This is a genomic window from Celeribacter litoreus, assembly GCF_020165855.1.
Taxonomy (GTDB): domain Bacteria; phylum Pseudomonadota; class Alphaproteobacteria; order Rhodobacterales; family Rhodobacteraceae; genus Celeribacter; species Celeribacter litoreus.
On sequence record NZ_JAIUFY010000005.1, the window covers coordinates 904,123 to 921,988 of the forward strand.

Sequence of the window (17,866 nt, forward strand, 5' to 3'; positions counted from 1 at the left end):
CGCGGCTAGGGCAGGATCGAGAGCCAGAGCCAGATTGTTAGAATTGAACCTGCGGTGCCGATAAGAACCGAGGACGCAGCGACCCGCTTCCCGACGCCGTAGAGGTTCGCAAAGAGATAAGCGTTCACTCCTGGTGCCATCGCCGCCGTCAGGGTCGCGGACCGGAGAGGGCCGATGTCCAGATCAAACGCGAAATGTGCTAGCCCGAATGCGATAGCTGGGTGAACGATCAGAGAGGCTGCAACGGCCCAGAGGATGATCCGGATGTCGCCCTCGGGTTTGTAGCGGAGCAACACGCCACCGAGGCCGAAAAGAGCGGCAGGAATGGCGGCGCGATTGACCATGAGAACGGCGTCCCACGCGGGGGCGGGGATTGGAATTGCGGCGATGTTGACGATCCAACCCGCAGCAATCCCGAGGATGAGCGGATTGCGGAGGACAGAACGTCCGATCTGCCGGATCAATCCGAAACCGGAAAGGCCCATTCCACGGGTGCGCGCAATCTCCATCGCTGCGATCCCGATGCCGTAGAGGAGGGGGGAGTGGATGGAGATAATGGCAAAGTTCCAGCTCAGCGCCTCGGTGCCATAGGCCCGCTCGGTGATCGGAATGCCGAGAAGCAGTGAATTGGAAAACAAGCCGATAAACCCGATCGCCACGGAATCCGTCAACTCGCGTTTAAAGAGATACCGTGCGCCCAGAAAACACATCAACCCGCCCGAGAGCGCGCCCGTGTAAAAGGAAATCAGCAGCGGAGGGTGAAAGTTCTCTCCGAGATCCATCCGCGCGATGCCAGCAAACAGGAGCAGCGGCACTGCAAAATTCTGGGCGAACTTCATGACGTGATCAACGAGCTCGTCGCTCACCCAACCCATCTTGCGCGCGATGTAGCCGTAGCCGATGACGAGGAATACCGGGAGGACGACCTCAATGAGGGCCTGCATTATAGATCTCCTGTGATCTCGATGACCATGCCGTCATGGGCAGGGGTCACGTGATCCGGGGTCTCCTCCAACACCGTCTCATAATCAATGTCGATGTGCATGTTCGTGAGAACCGCACGTCGAGGGTTAAGTTGCGCGATCCACTCAAGAGCAAGATCGAGATGCGCGTGGCTTGGATGTGGGGTGTAGCGCAGCGCGTCGATGACGAACGTGTCGAGACCTTCGAGTTTCGACAGGGTCTCCTCCGGCATTGCCAGCACATCCGGAATGTAGGCCAGATCACCAATGCGAAAGCCCTTTGCATTGATCTGGCCGTGGTTCACCTGTAGAGGTTCGAACGTGATCGGACCGCCGGGACCGGTGACGGTCACAGGCCCGCGGATGGCCATCAATTCGAGAATGGGCGGATAGTTCGACCCCTCCGGCTGCACAAACGCATAGCCAAAACGGGAAATCAAATCGTTCTCCGTCTCAGAGTCGGCCCAGACTTTCACGCGTTCGCGCATGTTGAAAACGATCTGGCGAAGGTCGTCGAGACCGTGGACGTGATCGGCGTGTGGGTGGGTATAGATCACCCCGTCGAGACGGGTGACGCCTGCATCAATGAGTTGCTGGCGCATGTCCGGTCCGGTGTCGATCAGAACGGTGGTCGTCCCGTCCGGTCCATCGCGCTCCACGAGCGCGGAACAGCGCATCCGCCGGTTCTTAGGGTTCTCGGGATCGCATGCCCCCCAGAGCCCGCCAATGCGCGGCACGCCACCGGAGGAGCCGCAGCCCAATATGGTAAAGCGCGCGCTCACAGTTTCGCCTTTGTGAAAAGGCGGTCAAAGTTTGCTTCGGTCAGTGCAGCAAAATCCGCGTAGTCCATCTCGAACGTCTCGGCGGCTTTGAGCGCGGTCTTGGCGGAGTAGGCGGGTTCGTTCCGCTTCCCGCGATGGGGCGGCGGGGCGAGGTATGGGCTGTCTGTTTCGACGAGAATGCGGTCTTTGGGCACCTCGCGGAAAATATCACGCAGCTCTCCGGATTTTGGAAAAGCTGTGATGCCGGACATCGACAGGTAAAACCCGAGATCAATCGCCGCCTTTGCCAGCTCTTTGGAAGAGGAGAAGCAATGCATCACGCAGGGGTAGGCGCCGGCCTTATACTCTTCGGTGAGGATCGCGGCCATGTCGTCATCTGCAGCGCGGGCGTGGATGACCAACGGCAACTGCGTTTCCCGCGCGGCGGCGATGTGGATGCGCAGGCTTTCTTTCTGCACTTCCGCGCTTTCGGCGGTGTAGTGATAGTCGAGGCCGCTCTCGCCAATCGCCACAAACTTTGGATGGTCTGCGAGGGCCACCAATTCCTCGACAGTCGCCATCGGTTCCTCTGCCGCCGACATAGGGTGCGTGCCCGCCGCCCAAAAGACTGGGGCGTGGGCCTCCGCGATGGCTCTCACCTGATCGACCTGACGCAGCCGTGTGCAAATCGTCACCATCCGGTGCACGCCTGCATCAAGTGCGCGCGCAATGACGTCCGGGAGTTCATCGGCGAAATCGGGGAAATCCAGATGGCAGTGGCTGTCGGTAATGAGGGGGAGGCTCATGCGGTCTCTTTGTTTTACGGCGTTCTAATTTGCCGACGCGCCATTTACCTGCTCAGGCGGCTCGCGGTGTCGTTAATTTTAAATACCATATCAAGGATCAGCGCCGCAGGGTCAAGGTTGACGGCGCGGGCATGCTGCGCGCGTGCGGTCAACTCCTGCTGCAAAATTGCCCAATCACGTGCCGCATAGCCGTCGGGAGACAGCCGGTTCAGGAGCATGACTTCATCCGATGCGGCCTCGACCTGCGGCGGGCGACCGGCGCCGGTGCGTGCAAGGCGGGTCAGAAACTGTTCGATCAGATCAATGGTGAGCGTGTAGCGATCTGCATTCGCCGCGCCGACGCAAGCCTCTGCGAGCGTGAGCGCGCGACTACGATCAAGTCGGGGGAGCGTCGCAAAGAGTGCGATGAGATCTTGGTAGGCGTGAAGACCACCGGCGTTGGTCAATCGGAGCGCTTCACCGACGGAGCCAGCGGACAATTCCGCGAGGCTTGCCGAGTGATCGGCGGCATCAAACCCGGCCCCTTCGAGCGCGCGCGCGAGATCGTTCGGCTCCAATGGCCCAAGGCGCAATTCGCGGCAACGCGACCGGATAGTCGGTAGAAGGCGGGAGGGCTGGTGCGAAATCAGCAGGAGCACGGCATGCTTCGGCGGCTCTTCTAGAGTTTTGAGAAGGGCGTTCGCGGCAGAGACGTTCATCTCGTCGGCGCTGTCGACAATCACCACACGCCGTCCGCCATCGGCAGCTGACATATGGAAAAAGCTGTTGAGCTTGCGGACTTCCTCAACAGAAATCCCCGTGCCATGGCGGCCTTTCTTCTCATCCCACGCGCGGCGGATCAGGCAGAGGCGCGGTTCGGCCAATTGGGCGGAGCGCCGGTAAACCGGATGGTCCTCTCCTATTTCGAGCGAGGTCGGTGGAGGAGGGGCCTCACCAAACAGCCCCCCGTCGTCCGCATCCACGGGCTGCGCGAGTAGAAAGCGCGCGATACGCCAAGCGAGCGTCGCCTTGCCAACCCCGCGCGGTCCGGTGATGAGCCAAGCGTGATGCATCCGGTGAGAGTTGAACGCATCGAGAAAGGCGTCCTGCGCCTCGTCCTGCCCGAAGAGCCGGGTCGTCTTTCGCGGATGCGGGGCACCTGGCGCGCAATCGGCCTCCGGTGCAAAGTCCATTTCCCCGAGACCACTCATACGGTTTCGAGCCTCGCGATAACCTGCGACGCGACGTCTTCGGCTACGACATTCATGTCACGCGCTGCATCGATGACCGTGAACCGATCATAGGCATCCGCCAACGCCAGAAACGCAGCGCGGCATTTCTCTTGGAAATCGAGGCCGAAATCTTCGAAGCGCTCTTCGCTTGTTTGACGGCCTTTCGCTCGTTTCAGCCCGACGGCAGGGTCCATATCAAAGAGGAGCGTCATGTCGGGTTCAATGCCGATCATTTCTGCGTGGAGGAGATCGACCTTGGCCCGCAGATCGCCACGGGTTGCGCCCTGAAAAACGCGGGTGCTATCGGCGAAGCGGTCGCAGATAACGATCTCGCCACGGGCCAGCGCAGGGCGGATGGTTTTCTCTAAGTGGTCGCGGCGGGCGGCGGTGAATAGCAAAAGCTCTGTCTCGGCAGACCAGCGATCCGGATCACCCTCAAGCACCAGAGACCGGATTTCCTCTGCACCCGCCGATCCGCCAGGTTCACGTGTAAGGATCACTGTGCGGCCTGCCTGTCGCAGGGTCTCGGCGAGGAGCCGCGCCTGAGTGGATTTGCCGGAGCCGTCGATACCTTCGAAACTGATGAACATACCGTGCCCGTTGCCTCCACTGTCGTAGCGTTATTCGGACACGGGCAATCCCGTTTGTCCCTCCAATTTGTCCTTAAGGACCAGAGCGGCCGTACGCAAGCGCGGAGCCAAGCCGCCGCGCCCGATAGACCGGTCCGCAACGAGCGGGATACGCGCTTCCGGCAAACCGTCGCGCGGGATAACGAGCTCGGCAAGAACGTCGCCTTCTGCAATAGGGGCTTCGAAAGGGCCGGTGTAGACGACCTCGCCTTCAAGCTCCTGAAGCTGGGCCCCCGGCAGGAGGATCGTGGTGTCCTCAGACGCGACGAGTCCAACCTCCGTTTCGCTGCCCATCCAGACGCGGGCGCGGGCAAATTCGTGGCCTTCGTCTGCAATGGTCTTCTCTGCAAACTGGCGGAAGGCCCAGTTGACGATACGTTCGCTTTCCTGTGCGCGATCTGCCTCGCTTGTGAGTCCCGAGATCACGAAGACGATGCGACGCGTGCCCTGCGTTGCGGAACCAACGAGACCGTAACCCGCTTCCTCTGTGTGGCCCGTTTTCAGGCCATCCGCGCCGATCCCGAGTTTCAGGAGCGGGTTGCGGTTAAAGCGGTTCTGCGGGGCGCGGTTGTCGAATGGGAATTCGCGCTGACCGAAATAGCCGTAATATTCGGGGAATTCGGAAATCAGACGGATTGCGAGCCGCCCGAGGTCTTCCATCGACATGCGTTGCCCCGGGTTGGGCCAGCCAGAGGCATTCGCGAAGGTCGAGTTGTCCATTCCTAGCGCCTTCGCGCGGTCATTCATCAGGCGGGCAAAGTTGTCCTCGGTGCCACCGAGGCCTTCGGCCACGACCACGCAGGCGTCGTTGCCGGACAGAACGATGATGCCCTGAATGAGTTCCTCAACGGTCGGACGGTCCATTTCGTTGAGAAACATCGTGGAGCCGCCCATGTTCTTGGCTCGGGTAGACACAGAGAATTGCGTATCAAGTGTAACGCGTCCGTCGCGCAGCGCCTCGAACAGCATGTTCAGCGTCATCAGCTTGGACATGGAAGCCGGCGGCAGGGGCGTCTGTGCATTCTTGTCCATCAGAACCGTATCAGTGCTCATGTCATAAACCCAAACAGCCCGCGCGCGCGTTTCAAACGCGGATGCAGGCAGTGCGAGGGCAAGGATGAGGGCGAAGCTGTGAAGGATGAGGCGCAGCATGGTGAAGCGGGGCGTCCTTTCTTTATCTACAGGTCTTGGGCGTGGCGTCGCGGTGTTAATGCGTCACAGCGTAGGCGTCCGTGAAGCCCGTCTGCTTCACTTTTTCGAGAAGAGATTTGAGTTCGGCACTCGTTGTCGCGGGGCCCACGATCACGCGCCAAAAGGCTTTGCCATTGCTCTCGCCGGCCTTGATCTCGGCATCAAGCCCTTGGGAACCGAGCATTTCGACCGTGCGTTTGGCGTTGGCCTCGACGGAGAAAATCCCGATTTGCAAGAACGGTTTGGAGAGAGGCGTCGCCGGTGCTGTTTGCGCGGGGGCGGGGGCAGGTGCGGTCGGTTTCGGCTTCGGCATAGTTGCCGCGGGGGTCTCGAGCGCATCAAGCGTCGCAGCAGCATCCGCAATCGGATCCGTGAGCGTCATCGTTTCGATCGCTTCAGAGTCTTCAATGGTGTCGACGATGGCAGGCTCTTCATTAATCGAGACAGGAACTTCTTCGACAACTTCTTCGCGGCGCAATGCGATCACACTCAGTTCGGCAGGCGCACCGGCCAACAGACCAAGGGCCTCGGCGGCATCAGACGAGACCTGAATGCCTGGCCCGGGTGACGTCGATTCACGTTTGAACAGGGCGCCGATCACGAAGTTGCCGTTGCTCGTATTCCGGATGATGACCCGTTCCGGATCTGTCACGTCGGAATGGGCAACCCAGACACCACCGAGAGACGGACGTCCGTCCCAGAGGCCTCTGTCGGTGACTTCAAAAACTTCGGGCGCTTCAACATCGCGCTCGATCACGTTTCCAGTGGTTGTGGTGACCTCGCTCGAGGTCGTTTGCGGAGATTTGAAACTGTCCAAGAACGACTGTCCGCTCTCGCACCCACTCAGAACTAGCGCTGTGGTCAACATGAGTGCCAGGCGCGGTACCGGTCCAGAAAATCGCATGATGTTGCCCCTTGGGTCCCCTTTTGCATATTGCGTGGGGGTCGTTATTTTATGTTGCTGCTCGCCTTTTGCCGCTTGGATCGCCTGATTGTTGTGTGCAGGCGAAGGCGGCTTTCGAAGTATGTTAGCGGTTTGACGAAAGGCAGGAAAGCCCCGCTTTGGGGATTGCGCGAAATTCGGCAAGTCGCGCGCGGGAGCGAGGCCCAAGCAGCTGTCTTGCCAACAACATGCGCGTTCCGTCATGTGATGGGTTTCAGAATCGAAACGAGGGGGGTAAAGGTCGTCGCTACGCGGAGGCTTGGCAGAGTGGTCGAATGCACCGGTCTTGAAAACCGACGAGGGTGAAAGTCCTCCCAGGGTTCGAATCCCTGAGCCTCCGCCATTACCCCTGGTCTCAAATTCCCAGATGTAAATGGCTTCGATGTCCTCCGACTTTTCCGTTGGTTGCAAAGCAGTGTCTGGACCTGAGGCAATGAGCTTCCCTGAATGCGGTGTCAGGAAAATCCGGCATGCGAGTAATGTCGCCGCCTCGTATCCGCGTGCCGCGACCCCAACCTTCCCTTTTTATAAATTTCAAGATGACCCGCGCAGACGTTCTCTCTGAGTGGCGCGGTCTGTGTGCGAAAACCACGGCAGCCAAGCTCTCTCCTGGCGCGAGTTCGAATTTGTCTGACATTGCCTGATGGTCTGTATTTCATGCTGCAAGTGATGGTATCACAGGAGGCATATCAAAGCGCGATGCGTGCAAATACATCGCCAATGGGTCATTGTGATTGGATTTTTCAGGCGTGCTACCAGATGAAGTAGCCGAAAAAGGCGTTATGATAGGTCTGAGTTGTGTAGTGCGATGCCAACTTGCGGGACGCAAAAGATAAGAAGGAGCGGGTGTCTTGGAAAAAGAACATCACGAGGACATGCAGATCGACGAAAGGATCATGAATGCCTACGCGAAGCTGACCCCCCGCGAAAAGCAACTGGCCGAGGTTGTGTTGAGGGCGCAAAGCTCTCTGTCGAGCTATACAGCTGCGGAGCTCGCTGATACCGCAGGGGTGTCTGCGGCAACCGCTGCGCGTTTTTTCCGCCGGTTGGGATATAGCACTTACAACGAAGCACGACTCCATTCGAGGCGCAAAGCCGGATGGGGGTCTCCGTTCGAGCATCTTCAGGACACGCCGCAGCAGGAGGGAGATTTCCATCATCATGTTGCGCAGGATAGCGAGAACCTATCGCGCACACTTGAAACGATCGATGTATCTCAGATTGAGGAGGCCGTCGGATATCTCGCGCAGGCGCGTCGCGTCTGGATCGTCGGATACCGCAACTCGCGCGCTTTGGCGCAATACGCTCACATGCTGCTTTTGAATTTCTCGTCAGACGTCCATCTGCTGCCTCGCGATGCTGGGGCGTCTTTGGGAGAGGATTTGGCCAGCCTTCGTTCCGATGATGTCGTTTTGGTCATGGCGATGCGGCGACGGCCGCGCGTTCTCGGTGGGATCGTGACAATCGCGCGGGAGGCGGGGGCCCCCGTCATAATGATCAGCGATCCAACGCTTGGAGAAACGGGCGCAGATGCCACGGTGTGTTTGCGGTGCCAGAACAAAGGGGCGGGTATCTTCGATAGCATGGTCGTGCCGATCAGTCTGATCAACCATCTCTGCGCGCGGCTGGTCGCGATAAAGGGCGCGGAATTGAAAGAAAGGCTCGCTGGAATCGAACGCCTGCATGAGCGTGTAGATGACCTGAGCCCTGGTGTCTCTGTGCAGGGTCTGCCTGATTTTCCGTCAACCTCTGATCAATAGGCGCAGAAATTCAGCGAATTTTGTTGTGAAATAAGTATTTCAGAAAATTTCTTTGATGAAATACTAATTTCACAAATAGAACTTGGAAGAGATTACGTTCCTCTTTCTTCCACGTTCGAAAGGATTCCAAATGCTTCGCAGAGACTTTATCAAATCCGCCATGGCGGGGACCGCGCTCGGCGCGCTCGGCCCCGCTGCCCGTGCCATTGCCAGCACCGACATTCTTTGGATGACCTGGGAAAACCTCGCCAAGGATGACTACCTCGCGCCCTTCCTCGACAGCCGCGACATTTCCATCACGAAGACCTTTATCGGAACCGACGATGAACAATTCGCCAAGCTGCGCGCCGGCGGCGCCTCCTCGGTCGATCTGATCACACCGGGCCTCGACAAAGTTGAGTACTACACAGCCTCCGATCTGCTTCAGCCGATCGATTTCGAAAAAGTGCCGAATGCTGCACTGCTCTACGACACGTTCAAAGCGACGTCGCTCGGCAAAGTCGATGGTGAGACCTACGGGATTCCGTTCTACTGGGGTATCAACCCGATTGTTTACCGCGCTGACCTGATGGACGAAGAGCCGGATTGGTCCGTTTTCTTCGAGGGGGACGCCTATAACGGCAAGCTCGCGATGCGTGACTATGCCCTCGAAGGCATCATGATTGCGGCGATGTATCTCGGGATTCCCGAGGACGAAATGTTCCATATGGATGACAAACAGCTCGCTGAAATCAAAAAGGTTCTGATGATCCAGAAGAGCAAGCTTCGGACTTATTGGAACTCCATCGGTGATCTGACCAACCTGTTCGCGACAGGTGAAGTGGTCTGCGCGTTCTCCTGGGTGCCGCCGTATTACGACCTGAAAGCCAAAGGCATCGAGATGGGCATGGCCAAGCCGAAACAGGGTGTGATCGGCTGGTGCGACACCATCGCTGTGCCAAAAGGCGTCTCTGGCGCGCGTCTGGATGCCACGTTTGAGTTGGTGAACTACCTGCTCGGCGAGGAATACGGCAAGATGCTCGCGGTCGGTGGCCCCTATGCGCAATCGACCTCCGCTGCGCGTGATCTTCTGACCGAAGAAGAACAGGACAAAATCTTCATCAAAGATCTTTCTGTGATGGACAACTTCGTCTGGAAGCAGAACCCGCCGCGTTACAACGAGTGGGTTGCCCTGTGGAATGAAGTGAAAGCCAGCTAATGACATCGCGTTCCTCGCGAAAGTTGGAAGGAGGCGGGCGCTCTGCGCGCCCGCTTCTCGAGGCTTTCAAACTAACCAAAACCTACGGCACAGTTCAGGCTGTGCGTGGCGTTGATTTCGCTCTCTCAGAGAATAGCTACGTGACGCTTCTCGGGCCGTCCGGCTGCGGCAAGACCTCAATCCTGCGCATGATTGGCGGTTTCGAGAGTGTTAGCTCCGGCGCCCTGTCTCTCGATGGCAATCGTCTCGACGAAACTGCGGCCAACCAGCGTCCGATCAACACAGTTTTCCAAAACTATGCGCTGTTTCCGCATCTGTCCGTGCTGGAAAACGTTGCCTTCGGCCTGAGCTATCGCGACGTGGCGAAGTCCCAGATCAAAGCCCTTGCAATGGACGCGCTGAAAACCGTTCAGATGGAGGCCATGGCCGACCGTCGTCCCCGCCAGCTGTCTGGCGGACAACAGCAGCGCGTTGCTCTGGCGCGGGCCATTGTCAATGAACCCCGACTTTTGCTTCTGGATGAGCCGCTTTCTGCTCTGGACCGCAGGATGCGCAAGGACATGCAGATCGAGTTGAAAGACCTGCAACGTCGTCTGGGGATGACCTTTTTGCATGTGACCCACGATCAGGAAGAGGCCTTTGCGCTCTCTGACCAGATCATCGTTATGCGCGATGGTCGCATCGAACAACAGGGTTCTCCAGAGGCCATCTATGCGCAACCCGAAACCGCCTATGTCGCTGATTTCATTGGGGGTGCTGCCTGCATTCCTGCGGATGTGATAGTGCGCGAAGAGACAAATGTCGTGTTGAAGTCTGCCTTTGGGACTTTCACCGTGCCGAGTGTGCCATCTTTGAGCATGGGGGGCAAAGCTGTGCTGTGTCTGCGCCCGGAACAGGTTTCCGTCGTGCAAGCAGAGCCAGAAGGCAAAGCCACCCTGAAAGCCCGCGTGGTTCATCAGGTTTACCGCGGCTCCGACTGGTTGTTGGAATGCGACTGCGGAGACCAGATTGTGCAGGTCCTCCACAGAGATACGCCGCCGGCGGTTGGCGATGACGTCATCTTGGCGTTCGACACGTCTAAAGTCTGGGCCGCTGCTGCCGATCCGCGTGTTGCTACACTCTCAGAGACAGGAGCGGCGTAATGCGGCGCTCGATCCTATCTGTCGGGGATTGGTTGGCGCTGCCTGTGGTCGCGGCGCTGATCGCACTATGTTGCGCGCCTCTGCTGATCCTCTTGGCCTACTCGTTTTTTCAGGTCGATTTCGTGACCATCTCTCACGATCTGACGCTGGCCAACTATGCCAAAATCGCGGGCTCGGAAACCTATCGAAGCCTGATCGCGCGGGCTTTTGGCTCCGCTTTGCTCGTGGTCGCGCTCACGGCGGTCATAGCCTATCCCGTCGCATGGTTCATCGCCAAACGTGTTCACGCCGCGAAATCGACTCTGCTCACCTTGCTGCTCGTCCCGCTGTATTCGGGCGATCTGATCCGAATTTTCGCATGGCGTGTTCTTCTCGGTGCAGAGGGCGCGATCAACCGCAGCCTGATGTGGCTCAATGTGATTGATGAACCACTTTCCGGTCTGCTGTTCAGCCCTTTGGCCACGCATATCGCACTGACTTACAATTATCTGCCGTTCATGGTGATCGGGCTGTGGCTCGCCTTCGAAAGTCTTGATGATAGATGGCTCGAAGCGGCTGCCGATCTCGGGGCGCCGACCCACGCACGGTTCCTGCGGGTGATCCTGCCTCTGACTGTGCCGGGTCTCGTTGCGGGTGGGCTTATGGTATTTGTCATGGTCGCTGGTGACTATCTCACGCCCCAGCTCTTGGGCGGTGCATCCGGCATCACGATCATTTCGGCAATCAACGATCTGTTCGGGACGGCATTCGACTGGCCGCTCGGATCGGCCATCGCATGGACCATGCTCTCTATCCTGATGCTCTGTTTCGGCCTCGGCGCTTTGGCCATTCGCCGCTCCAGCCTCGTTGCGGAGGATGTGTGATGACACGTGTTGCAACCTTCTGGGTCTACCTGGTTTTCGGGTTCATGTACCTGCCGATTGCGATGATCCTGCTCTTCTCGGTCAATGACGCCGATGTCATGGCATTTCCGATCCGCGGGCTGACTTCTGCCTGGTATGCCGACATCCTGTCGGACGCGCGTTTGGGCGGCGGGTTCCTGACGACGCTTTTCGTCGCCTTCCCTGTGGCGATCCTGTCGACGTTGTTCGGAGCTGCAGCCGCCCTCGCGCTGGTGTTCTATCCGGTCCGTTGGAGGGGGCTATTCGCAGCTGCGCTGCTGCTGCCGTTCCTCGTGCCGCGTTTGATCCTCGCGGTGGCGCAGCTTATCCTGTTCAAAGAGGTGAGTGTCGACCGTTCGCTGTGGACTGTGATCGCAGGCCAGTCGATCATCATCCTGCCGTTCTCTACGCTGATCATCGCCTCCGTGCTAATCCGTCTAGATCGCAGACTGATCGAAGCGGCAGCTGATCTCGGCGCTTCAGGAAGGTCGAGCTTTCGCCGCGTGGTTCTGCCGCTCATGGGTAACGGGCTTTTGGCCTCTTGGGTCATCGCGTTTGTGCTGTCCTCTTCGGAATATGTCCTCACCGCCTTCCTCAGTGGGCGCGAGCAGCCGCTCTCCGTCCTCGTGGCATCGGATTTCCGGTTCAACCTTTCCCCAAGTCTGAATGCGCTCGCTGTGCTGATCGTGTTCGGGAACATCGCGCTTGTCGTGTTGGCGGAAGCCATCCGACGGCGCTCGGGCTCAAAAGCCTAACTCATTTTTTTTGGAAGATCCCATGACTGATACGATCAAATTCACCAATGCGCTTGGCAATAGCTCTATCTCCGAGCTTGTGTTCAACCGTCACTATGCGCCGGACGTGGATTACACACCTGAACAGGCCGCTGTTCTAAACGATGCAAACTTTGTGACGGCGCAAGAGACTATTGCGGCATGGCCCGGTTACGCGCCCACGCCGCTTCTGGCCTTGACTGAGATGGCCAAAGACGCCGGCTTGGCCAGCCTTCATTACAAGGACGAAGGTGGGCGTTTCGGCCTCGGAAGCTTCAAAGCGCTCGGTGGCGCCTATGCGGTGCTTCGGCTTATCATGTCGGAAATCTCCGCCAGAACCGGAGCGCCTGAACCGAGCGTGCAGGAGATTTTGGGCGGCACTTACAAGGATATCTTGGCTGGGATCACCGTCTGTTGTGCGACAGATGGCAACCACGGGCGCTCAGTTGCGTGGGGCGCGCAAACCTTCGGCTGCAACTGCGTGATCTTTATTCACGCGACTGTTTCCGAGGGGCGCAAGAGTGCGATTGAGAGCTTCGGGGCAGAGGTCCGTCGCACCGCAGGCAATTACGATGAAAGTGTGCGCGAGGCCGACGAGACGGCGCGTGAAGAAGGCTGGTTCGTGGTTTCCGACACGTCCTATGAAGGCTACACGGAAATCCCGAAAAACGTGATGCAAGGCTATGAGATTATGGCGGCCGAGGCGGCTGATCAGCTTGCCGATGGAAGTTTTGAGCCTCCAACCCACGTCTTCTTGCAAACCGGAGTAGGGGGCGCGGCGGCGGCTGTCGCTGCTCAGTTGCGTCGGCGCTATGGCGCGGAGAAGGCTCCTAAAATCATTCTTGCCGATCCCGACAAATCCGCCTGCTGGCTTGAAACGCTGCGCAACGGCACTCCGACGGCGGTTGAGGGCGATCTCGATACGCTGATGGCGGGCTTGGCCTGCGGCGAGATTTCTCTCTTGGCTTGGGACGTGTTGAAGCCGCTCGCATGTGCGGCGGTGTCCGTTGCAGACGCGGATGCGGTCAGCGTGATGAAGATGCTAGCCTCGCAAACCGGAAACGATCCGGCGATTGTCGCGGGCGAGTCCGCCGTTGCTGGTCTCGCGGCCTGTATCGCGGTCGCGGCATACCCAGAGGCGGCGCAGGCCATCGGCCTCGGCGCGGACAGCCGTGTGCTGGTCTTCGGTTCAGAGGGCGACAGCGATCCCGAGCTCTATGAACAGCTCGTGGGCCGCACGGCCGCCGAAGTTCGTGGAGATGTCATAGCATGAGCGTTGCGATCAAAATCGACCGCCTCATGGCGCGGATTTTCGAACTCGGGAAAATTGGCGCTCTCCCAAATGGCGGCTGTAAACGTCTTGCGCTCAGTGAAGAAGACAAGGCCGGTCGTGCGCTTGTCACCGGTTGGTTTCATACGCTCGGACTTGAGGTTCATACTGACGTGATCGGCAACACTTGGGCCATCCGGCCGGACCGGCACGGGAGCACGGAGCATCCCATCGTGATGGGGTCTCATATCGACACCGTGGGCACCGGCGGTCTCTACGATGGCAACCTTGGCGTGCTCGGGGGGCTTGAAGTGATCGAAAGCCTTATCGACGCAGGTGTTCAGACCGAACGCCCCGTAGCTGTCGCCTTCTTCACCAACGAAGAGGGCGCGCGCTTTCAGCCGGATATGATGGGCTCTGGCGTGGCGCAGGGCGAACTTGATCTTGCCGAAATGCTGGCGACTGTCGGGATCGATGGCATGAGTGTTTCCGAGGCACTGGACGCGATCGGCGCACGGGGTGACGAGCCCGTCGGTGCGCTCAAACCCTCAGCCTATCTCGAACTCCATGTCGAACAGGGGCCGGTCCTTGAGGCCGAAGGCCTCGACATTGGCGTTGTCACGGGTGTGCAGGGCATTTCGTGGTCAGAATTCGCGATCTCCGGTCAATCCTGCCACGCGGGGACAACGCCGATGCCAATGCGCCACGACGCGGGTGTCGTTGCCGCAGGGATCGCGATTGAAGCGCGCGCCATCGCTCAAGACTTTGGCGCCCCGCAGGTAGCCACCGTGGGTCGCATGCATTTTGCGCCGGATCTCGTGAACGTCGTGCCAGAAGAAGCCCGTTTGACGGTCGATCTGCGTAACACTTCGGAGGGGGTGCTGCAAAAAGCCGAAGCGCGTTTGTTTGCCAAGGCAGAGGCGCTCGCGGCAGCGGAAGGCTGCACCATCAGCCGTCAAAGCCTCGCCCGTTTCGAACCGGTCGCTTTCGATCGTGACTTGATCGAAAGCATAGGGCAGGGCGCAGCAGAACTTGGGTTCGCGTCCCGCAGGATGCCGTCGGGGGCGGGCCATGACGCACAGATGTTTGCCCCACATTGCCCCTCCGCGATGATCTTCGTGCCGTCGAGAGATGGCATCAGTCACAATATCAACGAATACACCGCGCCGGATCAAATCGCCAAAGGGGTCGCCCTTCTGGCCAAGGTCGTCTTGGCGCAGGCCGGGCCGGAGCAAATCCTACCTGACCGACAACAGCCCGCCACAGCACAAGGAATCCCCTCATGAGCCGTAAAATGATTGTCGCCACCGCGCAGCTCGGTCCGATCGCACGCGATGAACCCCGCGCTTCGGCCGTGGCCCGTATGGTTGCTTTGATGGAACAGGCGCATGTGCGCGGTGTGAAGCTCATCGTCTTTCCGGAGTTGGCGCTGACGACGTTTTTCCCGCGCTGGATGATCGAAGACGAGGACGAGCTTGCCGCCTTTTTTGAGACGGAAATGCCGAACGCGGAGACACAGCCTCTGTTCGATACCGCCAAACGGTTGAGCATGGGGTTCTATCTTGGCTACGCAGAAGAGGTCGTCGAAGAGGGCGTGCGGCATCGTTACAATTGCTCGATCATCGTCGATGAGACGGGCGAAATCGTCGGAAAATACCGCAAAATCCATTTGCCCGGCCATTTTCAGCAGGAAGACTGGCGCCCGTTCCAGCACCTCGAAAAGCGCTATTTCGAACATGGCAACTTGGGCTTCCAAGTTCATGAGGCGATGGGCGGCAAGCTCGGCATGTGCCTGTGTAACGACCGGCGCTGGCCCGAAACCTTCCGGGTGCTTGGGTTGCGCGGAGCGGAGCTCGTCATGTTGGGTTATAATACCCCCGTGCACTATCCGCAGGCGCCAGAGCACGACCATCTTCAGGACTTCCACAACCACCTCTCGATGCAGGCGGGGGCTTATGCCAACGGTTGCTGGGTGGTCGGCACGGCCAAGGCCGGACGTGAAGAAGGTTGTGATCTGATTGGCGGAAGCTGCATCATCGCGCCCACAGGCGAGATCATCGCGATGACCCAAGGGCTTGGTGACGAGATAGCGACGGCAGAGATTGACTTGGATCGCTGCAAAGAGCTGCGCGAGAATGTATTCAACTTCGCACTCCACCGTGAGCCGGGCGATTACGGCCCGATATGTGAGGGGGCGGATACGCGTGACAAATTACGCGCGGAAGTTACCGAAAATAGCGTGTTCGAAGCGCGATAACCCGACGCTTTGGCCAGTATGAAAAGGTGCGCTGTGCGCAGGGCACCTTTTCCATGTTCTGTCCCTTGGTGTGTCGTCAAGTGGAGTCGGTTGAGAGACTTGGACGTGAAGATGCCCGAAGTTGGTCTCTTCCGTTTGACCCCCACTGTCCGCCTTGGAAATTCGTCATCTTCCATGCGTCTCCGGACAATCTGTTCAAGGTAGAGCTCAGCCTATGCTTAAGACCATATTTCATATTGAACCGCGCCGCTCTCGCTGAGTGGCGCGGTCTCCACACGGTATCATGGGCAGCGCTCCTGTCCGTCAGGAGACTGGTCTGAATTCGCCAGACACAACCATCGATGCCGATGTCAAACGGTCGGGACAGTGATTGACCCATCCAAGTCGCCGTCAATTGACCAGTCGAAACTCCCTGTATCGGTGTCGCCGTCGAAATCGGACAACTGAACATTGACGGTCCCTTCCAGGTCATCAATCTCGGCATAGGTGAAGGCAACGATCTCTGGAATTCGGATGCCGTCATTGCCTTCTAGGTCTGTAGACATATAAAGCTCCGTGAAATCGTCCTCGGCAGTGAAGGTGTACGAGGCAACTGCATTTTTACCACCCTTCGCTGGGATGATTTCAACAGTCACAGGTTCACCCACGAGATTTCCGTTCTCGTCATATGCTTCGAGATGAATGTTGAACGACTGCAATCCGCCGGTCGCGCCCGCGAAGTAAATCGTGAGCCCGGCGACGGGGTCATCCGGGTCAAAATCGAGCAGTAGACCCTCGCCTTCATTCATCATGGCGTTCTCAAGTCCAATGCCGTTGGAGTCAATGTTTACATCTTCATTGCTCTCCGCGGATTGCTCGGGGCCTTCGTTGTCACCAAATGTGTCAAACTGGTCTTTCAAACTCGTCCCGTCACCGTCCCAGTCGGTGTATGTGAAGCCATCGAAAGTCACAAAATCCGCTGGAGCGGGTGGTGTGTATTCTTCAACCGGACCACCGGGTGTCGTTGCATTTTCGAGCAACGGAACCGGCCGTAGAGGCGGACTCGCCAACATCGTTGCCGTGTAATCTCCTGTCTCTGGGTCAATAGTGATCTGTAGGAACCGGCCATCCTGATCTGCGCCATCGCCATCAATCGCATCGATAGCGCTGCTTTTGTAGATCACAGTGAGGTCGTCATCTGAGATCTCCGAGGTGATCGTCCCAAGCTCTGTGTCCGCTGCGGTATTTACGTCACTCACCGATGTGATGATGTAGGTTCCGCCGCCGTCCGCACCGTAAGAGATGTCCTCATCCACGGTCTCACTCTCACCAGCAATGAAGTCTAGTGATGGAATGTCATCAAGTGTTCCTCCATCATCAGGCGAAATCAAAGGCGCATCGTCGCCGATGCCGAAGTTGCCGCCGAGATCGACATCGGCGGAGTCGCTGTCGGTGTCGTCGTCATTGTCGGTGATGGTGTCGCTGCGGCGGATGGCGACCTGGCCGTCGGAGAGCATCAGGATGTCCTGTGTGACAGGGTCGTTGTCGTCCAGGGGCTGATCGATCACGCCGGACTGATCAAAGGTCACTTCGCCGGTGGAGCTGTTGACCGTGATGCTGAAGATCTCGGTCTCCGCGTCATCGTCCGTGACGGCGGCATAGCCGATGACGGTCTCGCCGTCTTTGACCTCTGCCCAGACCAGATCGACGCCGCCGCTGGAGGCGACATTGTCGGTGGTGCCGTCATAGAGCATGACGTCGCTGCCGAGGACGGGGGTGAGGACGAGGCTGTAGGACGTACTTGTCCCGCCGCCGGCCTTCTCGCCATCGGCGCCAAAGGCGTGGTCGTCGTCGAAGGCGCCCGCGAAGCCCACGGTGACCGAGGTCGGGTCCTGATCGGCGGTGGCGTCACCGGTCGGATAACCGGTGCCATCCGCACCTTCGTAATTGCCCTCGACGGTGGTGTTGCCATCGAACAGATACACCGCATCAGGCTCCGTCCCGCCATCTGTGACATCGGCCTTGGGCGCATCGTCGCCGATGCCGAAGTTGCCGCCGAGATCGACATCGGCGGAGTCGCTGTCGGTGTCGTCGTCATTGTCG

At 58.7% G+C, this 17,866-nt stretch carries 16 protein-coding genes and 1 tRNA gene; 9 read left to right on the plus strand and 8 right to left on the minus strand.

Annotation, left to right across the window (positions count from 1 at the left end; translation table 11 throughout):
* Positions 1–5 precede the first annotated feature (5 nt).
* From LA304_RS06495 to LA304_RS06525, 7 genes are read right to left on the minus strand one after another with little or no spacing between them, the layout of a single operon-like run.
* On the minus strand, positions 6–944 hold the full coding sequence (locus LA304_RS06495) for an AEC family transporter (RefSeq protein WP_224502294.1): 939 nt from the start codon (positions 942–944) through the stop codon (positions 6–8).
* Complete coding sequence (locus LA304_RS06500; protein WP_224502295.1) at positions 944–1,744, minus strand: MBL fold metallo-hydrolase; 801 nt, start codon at positions 1,742–1,744, stop codon at positions 944–946. Before LA304_RS06500 ends, LA304_RS06495 begins: the two co-directional genes overlap by 1 nt.
* Positions 1,741–2,529, minus strand: coding sequence for a TatD family hydrolase (locus LA304_RS06505; RefSeq protein ID WP_224502296.1), 789 nt, complete (start codon positions 2,527–2,529; stop codon positions 1,741–1,743). The genes LA304_RS06500 and LA304_RS06505 overlap by 4 nt, the downstream gene beginning before the upstream one ends.
* 44 nt (positions 2,530–2,573) lie before the next feature.
* Positions 2,574–3,719: a DNA polymerase III subunit delta' gene (locus tag LA304_RS06510; RefSeq protein ID WP_224502297.1), complete on the minus strand. Its 1,146-nt coding sequence runs from the start codon at positions 3,717–3,719 to the stop codon at positions 2,574–2,576.
* A complete protein-coding gene (gene tmk, locus LA304_RS06515) occupies positions 3,716–4,330 on the minus strand; it encodes a dTMP kinase (RefSeq protein WP_224502298.1) in 615 nt (204 codons plus the stop codon). Before tmk ends, LA304_RS06510 begins: the two co-directional genes overlap by 4 nt.
* 30 nt (positions 4,331–4,360) lie before the next feature.
* Complete coding sequence (locus LA304_RS06520) at positions 4,361–5,521, minus strand: D-alanyl-D-alanine carboxypeptidase family protein (protein WP_224502299.1); 1,161 nt, start codon at positions 5,519–5,521, stop codon at positions 4,361–4,363.
* Between the two features lie 55 nt (positions 5,522–5,576).
* Complete coding sequence (locus LA304_RS06525) at positions 5,577–6,377, minus strand: SPOR domain-containing protein (protein WP_224502300.1); 801 nt, start codon at positions 6,375–6,377, stop codon at positions 5,577–5,579.
* 379 nt (positions 6,378–6,756) lie between these two features.
* Here LA304_RS06525 and LA304_RS06530 point away from each other — a divergent pair.
* The 9 genes from LA304_RS06530 to LA304_RS06570 all read left to right on the plus strand — a co-directional run bounded on the left by LA304_RS06530 (position 6,757) and on the right by LA304_RS06570 (position 15,784).
* A tRNA-Ser gene (locus LA304_RS06530) sits at positions 6,757–6,846 on the plus strand.
* Positions 6,847–7,354: 508 nt separating this feature from the next.
* Positions 7,355–8,263: a MurR/RpiR family transcriptional regulator gene (locus tag LA304_RS06535; RefSeq protein WP_224502301.1), complete on the plus strand. Its 909-nt coding sequence runs from the start codon at positions 7,355–7,357 to the stop codon at positions 8,261–8,263.
* Positions 8,264–8,393: 130 nt separating this feature from the next.
* A complete protein-coding gene (locus tag LA304_RS06540; RefSeq protein ID WP_224502302.1) occupies positions 8,394–9,461 on the plus strand; it encodes a substrate-binding domain-containing protein in 1,068 nt (355 codons plus the stop codon).
* Complete coding sequence (locus tag LA304_RS06545) at positions 9,461–10,603, plus strand: ABC transporter ATP-binding protein (protein WP_224502303.1); 1,143 nt, start codon at positions 9,461–9,463, stop codon at positions 10,601–10,603. Before LA304_RS06540 ends, LA304_RS06545 begins: the two co-directional genes overlap by 1 nt.
* Entirely contained in the window at positions 10,603–11,466 is an 864-nt protein-coding gene (locus tag LA304_RS06550; RefSeq protein ID WP_224502304.1) for an ABC transporter permease, read from the plus strand. The genes LA304_RS06545 and LA304_RS06550 overlap by 1 nt, the downstream gene beginning before the upstream one ends.
* Positions 11,466–12,239, plus strand: a complete 774-nt coding sequence (locus tag LA304_RS06555; RefSeq protein WP_224502305.1) for an ABC transporter permease — start codon at positions 11,466–11,468, stop codon at positions 12,237–12,239. Before LA304_RS06550 ends, LA304_RS06555 begins: the two co-directional genes overlap by 1 nt.
* Before the next feature lie 22 nt (positions 12,240–12,261).
* Entirely contained in the window at positions 12,262–13,530 is a 1,269-nt protein-coding gene (locus tag LA304_RS06560; protein ID WP_224502306.1) for a diaminopropionate ammonia-lyase, read from the plus strand.
* A complete protein-coding gene (locus LA304_RS06565) occupies positions 13,527–14,813 on the plus strand; it encodes a M20 family metallo-hydrolase (RefSeq protein WP_224502307.1) in 1,287 nt (428 codons plus the stop codon). Before LA304_RS06560 ends, LA304_RS06565 begins: the two co-directional genes overlap by 4 nt.
* Entirely contained in the window at positions 14,810–15,784 is a 975-nt protein-coding gene (locus tag LA304_RS06570; RefSeq protein WP_224502308.1) for an N-carbamoyl-D-amino-acid hydrolase, read from the plus strand. Before LA304_RS06565 ends, LA304_RS06570 begins: the two co-directional genes overlap by 4 nt.
* A gap of 350 nt (positions 15,785–16,134) precedes the next feature.
* Here LA304_RS06570 and LA304_RS06575 read toward each other — a convergent pair.
* Positions 16,135–17,866: DUF5801 repeats-in-toxin domain-containing protein (locus LA304_RS06575; protein ID WP_224502309.1), on the minus strand; the 1,732-nt coding region annotated here is incomplete at its 5' end.